15 protein-coding genes and 1 rRNA gene are annotated in these 15,411 nt (G+C 38.3%); 1 reads left to right on the top strand and 15 read right to left on the bottom strand.

What is annotated here, in order from left to right:
* The 10 genes from B1B04_RS23205 to B1B04_RS23160 all read right to left on the bottom strand — a co-directional run.
* A 16S ribosomal RNA gene (locus tag B1B04_RS23205) occupies nt 1–187 on the bottom strand; the annotation flags it as partial.
* A gap of 853 nt (nt 188–1,040) precedes the next feature.
* A complete protein-coding gene (locus tag B1B04_RS23200; protein WP_079563715.1) occupies nt 1,041–1,313 on the bottom strand; it encodes a hypothetical protein in 273 nt (90 codons plus the stop codon).
* A 326-nt stretch (nt 1,314–1,639) separates the two neighbouring features.
* Nucleotides 1,640–3,142 carry a lysine--tRNA ligase gene (gene lysS / locus B1B04_RS23195; protein ID WP_170939063.1) on the bottom strand — a complete coding sequence of 501 codons (1,503 nt, stop codon included), beginning with the start codon at nt 3,140–3,142 and terminating at the stop codon, nt 1,640–1,642.
* 267 nt (nt 3,143–3,409) lie between these two features.
* A complete protein-coding gene (gene dusB / locus B1B04_RS23190) occupies nt 3,410–4,450 on the bottom strand; it encodes a tRNA dihydrouridine synthase DusB (RefSeq protein WP_079563713.1) in 1,041 nt (346 codons plus the stop codon).
* An 82-nt stretch (nt 4,451–4,532) separates the two neighbouring features.
* The gene (gene folK, locus B1B04_RS23185) at nt 4,533–5,054 is read right to left on the bottom strand and encodes a 2-amino-4-hydroxy-6-hydroxymethyldihydropteridine diphosphokinase (RefSeq protein WP_079563712.1); all 522 of its coding nucleotides are present in this window, start codon (nt 5,052–5,054) and stop codon (nt 4,533–4,535) included.
* Complete coding sequence (gene folB, locus B1B04_RS23180) at nt 5,054–5,419, bottom strand: dihydroneopterin aldolase (protein ID WP_079563711.1); 366 nt, start codon at nt 5,417–5,419, stop codon at nt 5,054–5,056. Before folB ends, folK begins: the two co-directional genes overlap by 1 nt.
* The gene (gene folP, locus B1B04_RS23175) at nt 5,419–6,273 is read right to left on the bottom strand and encodes a dihydropteroate synthase (protein ID WP_079563710.1); all 855 of its coding nucleotides are present in this window, start codon (nt 6,271–6,273) and stop codon (nt 5,419–5,421) included. Before folP ends, folB begins: the two co-directional genes overlap by 1 nt.
* A 13-nt stretch (nt 6,274–6,286) precedes the next feature.
* Nucleotides 6,287–7,126 (bottom strand): aminodeoxychorismate lyase, encoded by an 840-nt coding sequence (gene pabC / locus B1B04_RS23170; protein WP_079563709.1) that lies wholly within the window; start codon nt 7,124–7,126, stop codon nt 6,287–6,289.
* Entirely contained in the window at nt 7,127–7,708 is a 582-nt protein-coding gene (gene pabA, locus B1B04_RS23165; RefSeq protein WP_079563708.1) for an aminodeoxychorismate/anthranilate synthase component II, read from the bottom strand.
* Nucleotides 7,705–9,114 carry an anthranilate synthase component I family protein gene (locus B1B04_RS23160; protein ID WP_481817197.1) on the bottom strand — a complete coding sequence of 470 codons (1,410 nt, stop codon included), beginning with the start codon at nt 9,112–9,114 and terminating at the stop codon, nt 7,705–7,707. The genes pabA and B1B04_RS23160 overlap by 4 nt, the downstream gene beginning before the upstream one ends.
* A 267-nt stretch (nt 9,115–9,381) precedes the next feature.
* On the opposite strand from B1B04_RS23160, the gene B1B04_RS23155 reads away from it, so the two are divergent.
* Nucleotides 9,382–10,230: a copper amine oxidase N-terminal domain-containing protein gene (locus B1B04_RS23155; protein WP_079563707.1), complete on the top strand. Its 849-nt coding sequence runs from the start codon at nt 9,382–9,384 to the stop codon at nt 10,228–10,230.
* Nucleotides 10,231–10,386: 156 nt separating this feature from the next.
* Here the strand turns inward: B1B04_RS23155 and cysK are convergent, their stop codons facing one another.
* From cysK to B1B04_RS23130, 5 genes are all read right to left on the bottom strand, one after another.
* Complete coding sequence (gene cysK, locus B1B04_RS23150; protein WP_079563706.1) at nt 10,387–11,316, bottom strand: cysteine synthase A; 930 nt, start codon at nt 11,314–11,316, stop codon at nt 10,387–10,389.
* Nucleotides 11,317–11,643: 327 nt separating this feature from the next.
* Complete coding sequence (locus tag B1B04_RS23145; protein WP_079563705.1) at nt 11,644–12,615, bottom strand: peptidyl-prolyl cis-trans isomerase; 972 nt, start codon at nt 12,613–12,615, stop codon at nt 11,644–11,646.
* Nucleotides 12,599–13,480, bottom strand: a complete 882-nt coding sequence (gene hslO, locus B1B04_RS23140) for an Hsp33 family molecular chaperone HslO (protein WP_079563704.1) — start codon at nt 13,478–13,480, stop codon at nt 12,599–12,601. The genes B1B04_RS23145 and hslO overlap by 17 nt, the downstream gene beginning before the upstream one ends.
* 21 nt (nt 13,481–13,501) lie before the next feature.
* A complete protein-coding gene (locus B1B04_RS23135; RefSeq protein ID WP_079563703.1) occupies nt 13,502–14,269 on the bottom strand; it encodes a type III pantothenate kinase in 768 nt (255 codons plus the stop codon).
* A gap of 244 nt (nt 14,270–14,513) precedes the next feature.
* Complete coding sequence (locus tag B1B04_RS23130; RefSeq protein ID WP_079563702.1) at nt 14,514–15,347, bottom strand: aldo/keto reductase; 834 nt, start codon at nt 15,345–15,347, stop codon at nt 14,514–14,516.
* Nucleotides 15,348–15,411: the final 64 nt, after the last annotated feature.

The following is a 15,411-nucleotide window of genomic DNA, read 5'->3' as shown; positions in this document are numbered from 1 at the left end:
AATAGATTATTCGGTATTAGCCCCGGTTTCCCGGAGTTATCCCAAACTATAAGGTAGGTTGCCCACGTGTTACTCACCCGTCCGCCGCTAACGTCAAAGGAGCAAGCTCCTTCTCTGTTCGCTCGACTTGCATGTATTAGGCACGCCGCCAGCGTTCGTCCTGAGCCAGGATCAAACTCTCCATAAAAGAAATTTGATTAGCTCAAATTGTTTTGCTGGCATCATGTTTGATGTCCAAATTTTTGTTTCGTTCACCAACTCAAGGTTAGCTACTAAAAACTTTATTGATTACGTTTTGCTTGTTCAGTTTTCAAGGTTCATTTCGTTGTTGTTTTGTTTCAACAACTTTTTTAGTATAACATTTTTGTTTTTCGTTGTCAACTCTTTTTTAGAAGTTTTTTTCACTTCGTTTCAAAAGCAGCAACTCTTATATAATACTATTCTTAGTTTTCGATGTCAACATCTTTTTTGATGTTTTTTTCGAACTCAGTTTGTTACTTGCGTCGTCTTAACGACAAGTAATAATTTATCATGATTTTAATACAACCGCAAGTGTTTTTTACTATAAAATTTCTTTTTTTATAAATAGCGAATTAGTGAGTTATTTTGCGTTTTTTCGAGAACTAAATAACTCTTATAACTTTCTATCTATCACTTTAATTGTTTTACTATACATCTCTTTCTTAAAAATCTCAACAAACTAAATAAGAAGAGTCTTACTTCTATCTAAGAATATCCTTTTTAAAAGGATGCTTTCTCAAGCTTTTCTTGAAAAAGCATCTAAGATCTACACAATAAAATGCGTCATCGCCCCTCTTACACATCACTCTAACAAATAAACAATAGAAAAAAGGAGCCAAAGTGGTACTCCTACACCTCGACTCCTACTTACTTCATGTTTATTACTTTTTTAACTTTATTGTTCCGCACATAATAACAAAAAAGAAAGAAGAATATATTATGTTCGCTTTTCAATTGCGGAATTCAAAATTGAAAGTGTGTTTTTCAAAACTAAAATATAAAGAATCTACTAATTCTAATTAGTTATTTTGTTTCTCAACTACATCTAGGCACCAAGAGAAATTATCCCATGCCGAATACCAGCCAGTGAAAACTTCAGAGGAATCATCCCAACGGACATCGAACTTTTTCTGACCGTTTATATCCACTAAATATAAAGCTAGAGTCGGTTCCACCTTAGAAACCGCTAATTTCATGCCATTTTCAAGTTCTTCCTCAGTAAACGGAACATCTGAAACTGAGCGTACTTGCGCCTGTTCAAATACTAGTTTGTTAAAGATTTTATAATTCATTATATGCCTCCAATAATACTTCTATAATGTCTATTTCTATTTTATCTGCAAATTACAGAACTCTAAAAGTATACCTTATATTCATTCATCATTTAAATACTCTACTTAATTCTTTCTAAATTTAAACTTTTCAAACGTTAACTTAACTAAGTAAGACTATTTCATCATAGAAAACGCAAAACAGGAGTCTTAGTGCTTCTCCTACACCTCGACTCCTGCCTTTTCACGATTACCTCTTAACAAAGCTGTTCTTTTCTAGTTCGATTACCGCTTTTTTATCCTGAGTAGTAGTCGTGCTATATCCTCTATCAATTAAGTTAAAACAACTATTTAGTAGTATGACGCATTGTAGGGAATAATAATACGTCGCGAATTGATGGTGAATTTGTAAGAAGCATGATTAAACGGTCGATACCAATGCCCAATCCACCTGTTGGAGGCATACCGTATTCTAATGCTTCAATGAAATCATTGTCCATTTCATGTGCTTCATCATTACCGGCTGCTTTTTCAACTAATTGAGCTTCAAAGCGCTCACGTTGGTCAATAGGGTCATTTAGTTCTGTAAAGGCATTTGCATGCTCACGACGAACGATGAATAGTTCGAAACGGTCTGTAAAACGCTCGTCCTCTGGATTTTTCTTAGCTAGAGGTGAGATTTCTACTGGATGACCATAAACAAATGTAGGTTGAACTAGAGTTTCCTCAATCTTTTGCTCAAAGAACTCGTTGATAATATGCCCTACCTCATGTGTTCCTTTAACTTCTACTCCGTGTTCTTTAGCAAGTGCTTGAGCTTGTTCCTTAGTCATAGGCTGCCAGAAGTCTACACCTGTAGCTTCTTTTACTGCATCTACCATATGAACTCGTTTCCAGCCTACAGCAAGATTAATTTCATCTTCACCGTATTGAACTGTAGTTGTCCCAAGAACTTCTTGCGCTACATGAGCAATAAGGTTTTCTGTTAGAGACATAATATCTTTGTAATCCGCATAAGCTTCATACAGCTCTATCATTGTAAATTCAGGGTTGTGGCGTGTTGAGATCCCTTCATTTCGGAAAACACGACCAATTTCATACACTTTCTCTAGTCCACCAACAATTAGACGTTTCAAATGCAGTTCGATTGCAATACGCATATATAATTCCATATCAAGTGCATTGTGGTGTGTAATAAATGGACGAGCTGCTGCACCACCAGCAATTGTATGAAGCATTGGTGTTTCTACTTCTAAATATCCTGCATTATCTAAATAATTGCGAATAGCACGGATAATTTTAGAACGCGTAATAAATGTTGTTTTACTTTCCTCATTCGTCATTAAATCTAAATAACGTTGACGGTATCGTTGTTCAACATCTTGTAAACCATGGAATTTTTCCGGCATAGGGCGTAGCGCTTTTGATAAGAATGTAAATTCTTCAGCCTTTACAGAAAGCTCTCCCACTTGTGTTCGGAATACATTACCACGAATACCTACGATATCACCTAGGTCAGCTTGTTTAAATAATTCATATGCTTCTTCGCCAACATGATCTTGGCGAACGTAAATTTGAATTTGGCCACCTAAATCTTGAATATGTGCAAAGCCAGCTTTTCCTTTACCGCGCTTCGTCATAATACGACCCGCAATAATTACCTCTTGTAGGTTTTCCTCTAGCTGCTCTTTTGTTTGATCTGCAAATTGTTCACGAACTTCTGGTGATAAATGCGTACGTTCAAAACGACTACCAAATGGATCTTGACCATTTTCTCGAATAGCCGTCATTTTTTGGCGTCTCACCAAAAGCTGATCATTTAATTCTTCTATGTTTGACACTTGATTCACTCCTTATTAAATTGTCCGCGTTGTGTTTATATCCATAATATTTCTATTGTACACAATTTTATTGCTGTAATCATCTGTTTCGCTTTAATTTCCATAAGAGAAAAAATGATTAATAATTCTAAAAATTGACGTTGGCAGAAAAATAGACGTCTCAAAAACAACGAGACGTCTTTTTAATGTAATCAATTATACCTCGACATAATTGCCGCTTCACTTTCGCTGAGTACCTCTATTTCAGCCGGTGTTTTGGACACCCGCTGAAAGAAGTTATAGAATTAATTCTTTTGCTTCTGGAACTATTAATGTAGATTCAAGCTCTTCATAGTCTTGCACAAGTCCATTTAATAATGCACGAAGCTCTACCGCAGTTTCTGTTTGGTTAATCGCTTTACGCGCTTTACCATTACCGCGAATACCTTTTAAATACCATGAAGCATGCTTACGCATTTCACGTACTGCCACACTCTCTCCTTTTAATTGCATAAGGCGTTCAAAGTGAAGCAAACACACATCAATTTTTTCACGTACACCTGGCTCTTCCTTTAGCTCACCAGTTTCAAGGTATTGAACTGTACGATAAATCATCCACGGATTACCTAAAGCTGCGCGTCCAATCATTACTGCATCTACACCAGTAGTATCAAGCATACGTTTTGCATCTTGAGGAGTTTCTACATCACCATTACCAAGCACAGGGATTTTCACATTTTCCTTCACTTGTCGAATGATATCCCAGTTTGCTTTTCCTTCGTACATTTGTACACGTGTACGTCCATGAACAGCTATTGCTGAAGCACCAGCACGTTCAGCAGCTTGTCCGTTCTCAACAGCAAAAATATGCTCGTCATCCCAACCAATACGCATTTTTACGCTGACAGGTTTTTTTACTGCATCGACAACAGCGGCTACCATTTCATACAATTTATTCGGATCTAAAAGTAAACGAGCGCCCGCTTCACATTTAATAATTTTATTAACTGGGCAGCCCATATTAATATCGATAATATCGGCAGTTGTGTTTTCATCTACATACTTAGCTGCTTCCACTAGTGTTGCTTTATCACCACCGAAAATTTGTAAAGAAAGTGGATTTTCACGCTCATCGATATAAAGCATGCCCAGTGTTTTTTCGTTCTTCTGGACAATCCCTTTATCACTAATCATTTCTGCATACACTAGGCCTGCCCCGAACTCCTTAACAGTTAAACGGAAAGCAGAGTTACAAATTCCAGCCATTGGTGCTAATACGACACGGTTGTCCATGACGATATTTCCAATTTGAAACGGTTTCTTAGTTGTCTGACTCAACGTTGTTTTCCCCCTTCTATAGGTTTTCACCTATTTCTATATAAAAGCAACCACAGGAGGCTTTAATTTAAAGATTAGAAACCTAATTAACGGACTGCATCATTTTTAACTTCGCTGATGCTTGCCATAAAGTTACACCTTCCTCTTCACTATCCATATGTTGCATTATATCGTGTGCCCTTCTCAGCTGTTCTCCAACTGGCGCAGGCGTAATTTCTATGAGTGGTACTAGTACGAAAGCTCGCTCATACATTCTTGGATGTGGCACAATTAAGCTTTCAGTTTCAATATTTTCGTGATTGTAGAGCAAAATGTCAAGGTCAATGATTCGAGGGCCCCATCGAAATTCACGAACCCGCCCTAGTTCACCTTCAACCCATTGGCAAATTTTTAGCATTTCGGAAGATGAATGGCTCGTTTTAATATGAACAGCAATATTTAAAAAGTCTGCTTGGTCAGTGTAGCCTACCGCTGCTGTTTCATAAACTGAAGAAGTTTGTACAACTTCAATTTCATCTTTACCCTCTAAAAGTTTAACAGCGTGTTGCAGGTTTTCAAATCGCTCGCCCATATTTGTACCGATCGATAAATACACATCATTCATTAGTAATCACCTCTCGTTACCTCTACTGACACCTCTTTATAATAACCATGTATCGGTGGGTCCGGCTTAATAAGCTCCACGCGTACACCCTTAACCTTTTCTGAGTATGTCTCTAAAATACTATTTGCTATTTTTGAAACAAGTGCTTCAATAAGCTTGAAAGGCTCACCTTCTACGATATCACGGCATAACGCATAAACCTCTGCATAGTTTACCGTATAGTCCAAGTCATCAGTCTCTCCAGCCTTTGTCATATCTACAGCAAGTGAAACATTGGCACGGAAGCGTTGACCGAGTGTTGTTTCCGCCGCTAAAACACCGTGATAACCGTAAAACTGCATATCCTTTAAATGAATATAGTCCATTACGCTTCCTCCTTGTAGATACGCTTACCTACTAAAATATCAGCCATGTGTGTCGCTCGTGCCATTTCCTTTACATCATGCACACGAATCATATGACAGCCCTTTTCAATCCCGTAAACAACCGTTGCACCTGTACCTTCTATACGCTCCTCAACAGGCAGCCTTAAGACATTACCAATCATTGATTTACGTGAAGTCGCTAGCAAAACAGGATAACCCATCGCTACCAATTCATCTAAATGCTGCATCATTTCAATATTCTGAGCAGTAGTTTTCGCAAAACCTATACCCGGATCTAAAATAATATGATTATCTGGTACACCTGCATTTCGGGTAATAGCAATACTCTTTTCTAAGTCGCTCTTAGCCGTCATCCAGAAATCAGTACCATAATCAGTATTTTCTCGATTATGCATTAAAATAATCGGTACATTTAAATCTGCAGCCACTTGGGCGATCTCAGGTTCAGCTTTCGCTCCCCAAATATCATTAATAATATGCGCACCAGCTTCAATAGCCGCTCGAGCTACGTTCGCTTTATACGTATCCACCGAGATAATTGCCGGTACTTCAGCTACTAACGCTTGAATAACTGGCACAATGCGTGCAATTTCATCTTCATCGGATATACGTTCATAGCCTGGTCGTGTTGATTCTCCGCCAACATCAATAATTTTAGCACCATCAGCTACCATTTTTTTCGCTTGTTCAACAGCTGCCTCAACATTATTAAACTTTCCTCCGTCTGAAAATGAATCCGGTGTGACATTTAAAATACCCATCACAAAAGTTTCTGCTGTATAGTCTAACGTGATACCGTTAATAGTTAATGTTGTTGTATAGTTTTCTAGCATGTAAACTCTCCTTCTATTCTTGTCCCACTTCATTGGCAAATGCTTCATGTAAACGCGAATAAACAGGCCCTTTATTGCCTAATAATAGCTTGCTCTCTAATTTAAGAATTGGAACAAGTTCTTGTATAGAGTTAGTAATAAAGCACTCCGAGCTTTCCTCTACATCCTCACTAGTAAAGAAACCTTCTTCCACCTTAATGCCCAGAGATTGTGCTCGCTCAATTACCCACGCTCGGATAATTCCGGGTAAAATACCCGTCTCTAAGGAAGGCGTATATAGTATATCATCTTTCACCCAAAAAATATTTGATGTTACACCTTCAGCAACAAAGCCATCTTCCGTTAAAAAGAAGCCCTCTTGTTGCGCTAGAGATGGCATCTCAAAACGCCCAAGAACGTTATTACCATAATGGTGCGACTTCACTCGAAGCCCTTTTTCAGGAGTGTTACGAGGTGTTACAAGCCATTGTGCGTTTTTTCCCATGCCTCGAGGTGTAGCATGTAATTCTTTGCGAAAAACAATAACATTCGGTTGTCTATATTCAGTAGGCTGTAAACCGATACTATGTTCTCCAGCTGAGACGTTTATACGGAAATAACCATCTTGTCCTTTGTCCTGCTCATTTAATAGTTGAACAACCTTAAGTAAATCCGCTTCGGTATAGGACATATGAATACGATATTGAGAAAGCGCCGTTTGCAACCTTTCAATATGTGCTTCCCAGTAAAACACCTTTCCTTTATACGTTCGAAACGTTTCAAAAAAGCCTAGTCCGTATAAGAATCCATGATCAAAAGGTGAAATGCGCAAATCCTGCGCCTCTACGTAGTCCCCATTCATCCAGCACAGCATTTACTTCGCTCCCTCAACATACAAATCTATAAACTGGCGTAGAAGCTTTTTACCTTGTTCTGTCATAATCGATTCAGGATGGTATTGCACTCCCTCAATTGGATAATCCTTATGACGAATGCCCATAATTTCGCCTTCTTCCGTCCATGCCGTTACTTCAAAACATGCAGGTAATGTTTCCTTCTCTACAATTAAAGAATGGTAACGAGTAGCTTCAAACGGATTTGGCATCCCCTTATGCAAACCTATCTCAGCATGGTGCACAGGTGATGTTTTACCATGCATTAAACGCTCAGCTCGTATAACATTCCCCCCGAACACTTGAGCAATGGCTTGATGGCCAAGACAAACGCCTAAAATCGGAATATTTCCCGCGAAATACTTAATAATGTTCAGGCTTTCACCCGCTTCATTCGGGCTGCATGGTCCAGGAGAAATGACAATCATATCTGGCGCAAGCTGCTCAATATCTTTCACCGTCAATACATCGTTTCTTTTTACTACTAATTCATGACCAAATTCCCCAAAATACTGTACAAGGTTATACGTAAAAGAATCGTAGTTATCAATCATTAAAATCATTTTGCTCGCTCCTCTGCCATTGCCTTCGCCTGCCACATCGCCTTCGCTTTATTTAAAGATTCTTGGTATTCTCTTTCCGGAACAGAATCAATAACAATGCCTGCTCCCGCCTGAATATGTGCTACTCCATCTTTAACAAATGCTGTACGAATGACAATATTAAATTCCATATCACCTGTATAGCCTAGCCAGCCAATCGAACCCGTGTATAATCCTCTTCTTACAGGTTCTAATTCTTCAATAATCTGCATCGTACGAATTTTCGGTGCACCTGTTATCGTTCCTCCTGGGAACATGGCACGGATAACGTCTGCATTGGTTTTCCCTTCAGCTATTTCTCCTCGTACATTGGAAACAATGTGCATCACGTGTGAATAGCGTTCAATCACCATGAACTCATCCACTTCGACCGTCCCATACGTAGATACTCTCCCTAAATCATTGCGCTCTAAATCAACAAGCATTACATGTTCAGCACGTTCTTTGTCGTTATCAATTAATTCCTGCGCTAACGCTAAATCCTCTGCCTCGGATTTCCCTCTTGGTCGTGTACCAGCAATCGGTCGAGTAGACAATTCGTTACCGTGACGCTTCACCAAAAGCTCAGGTGAACCAGAAACGACAGCAAAATCAGGTGCTTCTATATACGCCATGTACGGTGAAGGATTAAATGCACGTAACGCTTCATATACATCCATTGCAGTTGCGTTTAACTTTTTAGATTGACGTACTGACAAATTCACTTGAAATACATCACCTTGCGCTATGTATGTTTGGATCTTACACACCGCTTCCTCAAAAGCCGTTCCAGCGAATGATACTAACAGTTCACTTTCATCATTTACGATTTCTATAGCACTTGCTTTTTCAAATTTACGAGTAAGCAATCCTTCTTGCGCTGCCCCTTGCCACACATTAGCCCATTCCTCCAAATTCACATTACAGTCTGCTAGCTTCATAAGCGTGACATTATTTGTTTTCACATCGTGTACCGCCCAGCAATCAAACATATAAAAATAGATATCTGGTACATGTAAATCATCTATAGCAGTATTAGGCAACACTTCAATTTTACGAGCGTAATCGTATGCTACAAACCCAATAGCTCCACCTTGAAAAACAGGAAGCTCAGCATTATAAGAAACGTGATATTTCTCCACTAATTTCTCTAATAAATCGAGAGGCTCACCGTTTAAATTTTCAGTCTCACCATTTCTCCACTTTATAAGTAAACCATTCTCAACCGATTGTGCTGTAGCTAACGGATTCCAAGCAGCTATCGTAAAATTTCCTCCGCGTCCACTTTCTAAAAAAATATGTGCCTGTTGCGCTTCTGTTTGCTTCTTATAACTATAAAAAAACGAGTCTGCATCCATCGATATTGTTTTCGTAAGTATTGTCTTCAAGTTGCTATTCCCCTTTAAGTCATATGATGTGATTCCATCTTAACTTGAATATTGCTTTGAAGCGAATATTTTTCAAGTGTCATATAAAAATTACCTTCTTTCAGCACATGTCTTCTTGTAGCGAAAGCGAAGCGTCAGCAACGAATGGCTTTTGAATATATGTCTACTTTATTAATTGGCTAAAAGAAGGGCATTTGCTATACTAATAGCAAATAGAATTTTTTACAAATTGTGTATATTTATTTCATAAAAAGGAGCTGTTATACCATGAAAAAGCTTTTTTCAGGGGTTGTCCTGGCAATGATACTCACGCTGATTTCTCTACCTGCATATGCGGCACATAGCACTATTAAGATCGATGGTGTTGTCGTTACTACAGATGCGGCACCAGAGACTAAGAATAATCGAACAATGGTACCTTTGCGTGTTATCAGCGAAAATTTAGGAGCAACAGTAAATTGGAAAGACTCAAAAGTAACACTAACGAATAACAAAATGCAGATTACGTTACAACCGAATAGCAACACCGTTATAAAAAACGGTAAAACAGAGTTACTTGATGTCAAACCGTATTTAAAGAATAATAGACTATTTGTTCCTATTCGATTTATTGCAGAGACCTTTGGTTGCCAAGTCAATTATCAAAATTCCACAGTAACAGTGAATACTGAGCCATTGGTTATAAACAATGTAAAAGTAAAAGCTATTCAATATGAATACCATATGACAATGGGTGGGATCGTACAGCAGATCCAAGGAAACACCTATAATAAAGCCTTATATAAAGTTTTCAATGAAAATAAAGGAAAAGTTGTTGATGCCCCTGCTAACTATTCATGGCAAATTAATCTAGACGTTCCGGGTTCCTATTATAAGGATGGACAATATAATTTTATGAGTCATGAAAATAAAAGCATTCAACAGTTTGACCTTTATTCTTTAAATGGACCCTTCTCGGAAGAAGAATTGAAAGGATACCCAGAAGTATTAATTCATGATGTTACTGCAGATAAATGGTATTCATCCACTGTTAAAGCACGTGAATCTATTAATCAATTAATTAAAACTGCCACTAACAATGGCTTCGTAAAAGTCTTAAGTAATACAGTTGTATAGTGAAGTCTATTCTAATCATATTTTTTGAACTGCCCCATAGATGTTAGTTATACTTCTAACATTTACGGGCAGTTTTTTTATGATCAATTATACTTTGCACAATTGATCATAAAAAAAAGACTCCTCGTTAAAGGAGCCCTTCATACATATAATTGATTAGTCTTCAAATTGATATAACGGTGTTGATAAATAACGTTCCCCGTTCGAAGGTACGATTGCAAGAACATTTGAACCCTTACCTAAACGTTTCGCTGCTTCAATCGCAACATGAATAGCTGCACCTGATGAAATACCACATAAGATGCCTTCTTCACGCGCTACTTTACGGGCTACATCAAAAGCAATCTCATTTTCAACTGGGAATACAGTAGAGTATACATCTGTATCTAATACTTCAGGTACGAAACCAGCTCCGATACCTTGAATTTTATGAGGCCCCGGTTGACCGCCAGAAAGTACTGGTGAATCTTTTGGTTCAACAGCAATAATTTCAATATTTGGGTATTTCTCTTTTAGCACAGCACCAGCACCAGTAATTGTACCTCCTGTACCAACACCAGCAACAAATGCATCTAATGTTAAACCTTCAAACGCTTCTACAATTTCTGGACCTGTTGTTAAACGGTGAACAACAGCATTAGCTGGGTTCGTAAATTGTTGTGGTAAGAAGTAGCCATGCTCAGCAGACAATTCCTCCGCCTTAGAAATTGCACCTTTCATACCTGCTGGTCCAGGTGTTAATACTAGTTCTGCACCATAAGCACGCAATAAGTTACGACGCTCTAAGCTCATTGTTTCTGGCATTACTAAAATCGCTTTATAGCCTTTAGCTGCAGCAATCATTGCAAGACCAATACCTGTATTTCCAGAAGTAGGCTCAATAATTGTACCACCTGGCTTTAATGTACCATCTTTCTCAGCCGCCTCAATCATCGCTAAAGCTAAACGGTCTTTTACTGAGCTGCCTGGGTTAAAGTATTCTAATTTTACATAAACAGTACCTTCATTTTCACCTGTTGCATGATTTAATTTAACAATTGGCGTTTTACCAACTAATTCAGCTACCGAATTTGCTAATCTACTCATTTATCAATCCACTCCTAATCCCTACTAATTTTATAGGTTTTACTTATTTTGATTTTATCAATTTTTCCATTCGATTGTCAATAAATATAACTTATATTTTCAGAATATTTATTACACCCGATCCAACCTCAACTTATAATAATTTCGCCTTGGCATAATCACGTCATAAAGCTTTCAGTCAACTTTTGCGAATAAAGAGAAATAAAAATCTGCTCAATATCCTGGGGTGGCCGTTACTCTGTGACGCTAAACGTCTGCAGGGGTTTCCCTGACTCACTTTCCCGCAGATATCTCGCAGATTCTTTAAGCTCATTTCCGAGCAATCTGTTATTTACCTTTTTTCGCTTCACCGTAATACCAAGTTGCATTAAATTCAGACCAAAATGCTTCTGGTGTAACAGATTGTGACAACTGCTCTAAGGCAAGCTCACGTTCAATATGTTCTTTCACATCATCATATGTAAAGGATTGACCTTCTAATATCTCTTGTACTTGTACAATTCCATAATGACCATTAGCAAGCTTAAACGCTTTACTAATCTCACCTGCTTTTAAAGCTTGCACTGCTTTTAAAATAGCCGGATCGATATTTTCCTGGTTTTCTGTAAGGAAACCGACATCTCCACCTAAGCTAGCTGATGCACTGTCTACGGATATTTCACGTGCCAATACCGAAAAATCAGAGGCATTTTTTATTTCACTTAATGCTTCCTCAGCAGCTTTTTTTGAATCCACCTCTATAAAATTCGTACGGTAGTTTGTTTTTGTATTATATAACGCCTGATTTTCCTCGTAGTATTTCTCAATACTACCTTTTTTTATAACCACATCTTTCGTCAACACTTTATCCAAAATAAGCTGTGAACGAAGTTTTTGTCGTAGTTGCTCTGATGAGAGGTTTTGCATGGCAGTATCAAATTTATCTTGAGCAGATCGCATTAAGGCTAACTCTAAATCAATCTCCTTATCTGTCACTTGAATTTTAAATTTTTTAGCTGCCTTTTCCATTACAGATTCGTTTACTAAATTTTGTAGCGTCTCTTTACCATAGCGTTCTTCCATGGCAATCATCCACTCTTGACGTGTAATAACTTCCCCGTCAACGGCAGCGACTTGCTCGTCGCTACCAATTTCCTGGTCTTTATTAGGGATTAACCAAGTAATAAACCATATAATATTTCCTAATAGCAAGATTGAAATAACTGTTAAAGCCGGTTTTGTCTTAAGGCGGCGTTGCAGTAAGGGCGTTTGGTTAGGTGTTCCAGCGGATAAAGGTCTTCGATTACGCGTTGAGCTCATCAATAAATCCTTCTAACTCTTCTTTTGAGAAACTGTATGTTTCTAAACAGAAGTGACATTGCGCTTCCGCTGCGCCATCCTCTTCAATCATTTCTCTAATTTCCTGTGTCCCTAACCCTAAAATCGCTGCACCAAATCGCTCTTTTGAACATTGACATTTAAATTCTACAGGCATGGAGTCTAAAATTTGTAGATGGCTCTCTCCTAATACAGCCTCTAAAATTTGCTCAGGTGTAAAACCTTTTTCAATCATTTTTGAAACCGGCTCTAAAGTAGCTAGATGCTGCTCAATTTCATTGATTGTCTCTTCTTCACAACCTGGCATTAATTGAAGGATAAAACCACCAGCTGCAAGAATTGTGTTATCAGGATTTACTAAAACCCCTAAACCAACTGATGAAGGCACTTGCTCTGATGTAGCAAAATAATAAGTAAAGTCCTCAGCAATTTCACCTGATACAATTGGCGTTTGCCCAGAGAACATATCTCTCAAGCCCAGATCTTTTACGACCGTTAATGCACCCTCTGTTCCAACACCTGCTCGAACATCAAGCTTACCGTGCTCATTTAAATCGAAATGAACATGAGGATTTGTCACAAAGCCGCGTACTTCACCGTGCGCGTTACTGTCAATTACCATTGGACCGATTGGACCGTCCCCCTCAATTTTAACAGTGATTTTTTCTTCACCTTTTAACATGGCACCCATCATCACCGCAGCAGTCATAGAACGACCAAGGGCTGCTGAAACAACCGGCCATGTATTATGACGTCGTTGCGCTTCTCCTACTGTTGCTGTTGTACAAGCCGCAAAAACACGAACCTGCCCGTTGAATCCTAAACCGCGTACTAAATAGTCTTTCATAAATGAAATGTCCCTCATTTCTTATTGATTGCGTTTATATAGCTTATATAAGCCTTTTAATGTTAAAAACGGGTCGACTACATCAATAGCTTGCGTCTCCCCAGCAATTAAATTTGCTAATCCTCCAGTAGCAATTACTAAAGGTTCTTCCTTACTTTGTGCTTTCATGCGATTAACAATTCCCTCAACTTGCCCAACAAAGCCGTAAAAAATTCCGGCCTGCATAGCAGATACGGTTGTCTTTCCAACAATATGTGTAGAGCGCAATATTTCAATACGCGGCAATCTAGCTGCCTGTGTATAAAGCGCCTCCGTTGAAATCGAAATACCTGGAGCGATAGCACCGCCCATATAATCGCCCTTTTCGTTTAAATAACAATACGTCGTGGCAGTACCAAAATCAACAATAATCAATGGTGCTTTATATTCATCAAGAGCCGCAATAGCGTTCACTATACGGTCCGAGCCAACTTCACGAGGGTTTTCATATTTAATATTCAATCCTGTTTTCACACCTGGTCCTACGACGAGCGGTTTTTTTCGAAAATACTTTTGACACATCGCTTCTAACGAAAACATGATCGGTGGTACAACAGAGGATATAATAATGCCTTTAACCTGTTCAAATGAAATGCCTGCATGATTAAAGAAAGATAATACTTGCATTGCGTATTCATCTTCTGTTTTATGAAGGTCTGTCACCATACGCCAATGGAAGGCCAATTGATTGTTGTCATCATAGACACCTAATACGATATTCGAATTTCCTGCATCTAAAACTAAAATCATCGTTGATGCCTCCTATTTATTGCCCCTCATCGTAATTGTACCTGTCACAATGCAATTGATACAACTAAAACAATGCATATTCATGCACAAAAAATCAAAATCAATTATACCTCGGTAAAATTCCGTCCGGAATCGGAAAGAAGTTAAAACACTTTAGAAAATGATACCACACTTTTATTCCTACGAAATAACATTCATCCACTACAAAAGGGAGCCACCCTCATCTTAGGTAGCTCCTTTCAAATTATTTAAAATTAAATTTCTCTGGGTCTGGTCCGCAACGCAAACCATCATTTAGTGCATCTAACTGAGCCATTTCTTCCTCTGTTAATGCAAAGTCAGAGACCGTTAGATTTTCCGTCATTCGTGCAGGAGTCATTGTTTTTGGAATAGTGACTACACCATGCTGAACATCATAGCGTAACACAATTTGTGCAGGTGTTTTGCCATATTTAGAAGCTAGCTGCTGAATCAATGATTCTTCCAATAGAGAACCATTCATTAGTGGTGACCAAGCTTCTGCCTGTATTCCTTTCTCCTTACAAAATGCACGTACTTCCTCTTGAGTTAAGTGCGGGTGAAATTCAATTTGATTAATAACAGGAACAACTGATGTTTCCTTTAATAAATGTTCTAAATGATGAACATGGAAATTACTAACACCAATTGAGCGTACACGTCCATCCTGATAAACTTTTTCAAGCGCCTTATAAACATCAACATAATTTGTATCTATACCAGGCCAGTGAACTAAATATAAATCTAAATAATCTAATCCTAATTTCTCTAAACTACTATCATAAGCTGCAAGTGTTTCTTCATAGGAGAGTCCATCGTTCCAAACCTTTGATGTTACGAATAGTTCTTCACGTGTTACTAAGCCCTCATCAATCGCTGCACGAATTCCTCGCCCTACACTTTCTTCATTGCGATATACTTGCGCTGTATCAATGCTGCGGTAACCTTTTGCAATAGCTGTTTTTACCGCTTCAGCCAAGTCATCTCCTTCAGGTACCCGAAAAACGCCATAGCCGATTAACGGCATTTCTAAACCATTATTCAATGTTACGTTACCCATGTTTCAACACTCCTATCTATTTTGGCTCTAAAATATTAAAGAACCTATATAAAATTATCGTAAT

The sequence above is a fragment of the Lysinibacillus sp. KCTC 33748 genome, from assembly GCF_002237755.1.
In the GTDB taxonomy this organism is placed as follows: Bacteria; Bacillota; Bacilli; order Bacillales_A; family Planococcaceae; genus Lysinibacillus.
This window is presented reverse-complemented; position numbering and strand designations above follow the sequence as displayed.

Coding starts and splice junctions, on each gene's coding strand:
- B1B04_RS23200 (WP_079563715.1), bottom strand. CDS start 1,313: ATGAATTATAAAATCTTTAACAAACTAGTATTTGAACAGGCGCAAGTA.
- folK (WP_079563712.1), bottom strand. CDS start 5,054: ATGAATGATGTGTATTTATCGATCGGTACAAATATGGGCGAGCGATTT.
- folB (WP_079563711.1), bottom strand. CDS start 5,419: ATGGACTATATTCATTTAAAGGATATGCAGTTTTACGGTTATCACGGT.
- folP (WP_079563710.1), bottom strand. CDS start 6,273: ATGCTAGAAAACTATACAACAACATTAACTATTAACGGTATCACGTTA.
- pabC (WP_079563709.1), bottom strand. CDS start 7,126: ATGCTGTGCTGGATGAATGGGGACTACGTAGAGGCGCAGGATTTGCGC.
- pabA (WP_079563708.1), bottom strand. CDS start 7,708: ATGATTTTAATGATTGATAACTACGATTCTTTTACGTATAACCTTGTA.
- B1B04_RS23155 (WP_079563707.1), top strand. CDS start 9,382: ATGAAAAAGCTTTTTTCAGGGGTTGTCCTGGCAATGATACTCACGCTG.
- cysK (WP_079563706.1), bottom strand. CDS start 11,316: ATGAGTAGATTAGCAAATTCGGTAGCTGAATTAGTTGGTAAAACGCCA.
- B1B04_RS23145 (WP_079563705.1), bottom strand. CDS start 12,615: ATGAGCTCAACGCGTAATCGAAGACCTTTATCCGCTGGAACACCTAAC.
- hslO (WP_079563704.1), bottom strand. CDS start 13,480: ATGAAAGACTATTTAGTACGCGGTTTAGGATTCAACGGGCAGGTTCGT.
- B1B04_RS23135 (WP_079563703.1), bottom strand. CDS start 14,269: ATGATTTTAGTTTTAGATGCAGGAAATTCGAATATCGTATTAGGTGTC.
- B1B04_RS23130 (WP_079563702.1), bottom strand. CDS start 15,347: ATGGGTAACGTAACATTGAATAATGGTTTAGAAATGCCGTTAATCGGC.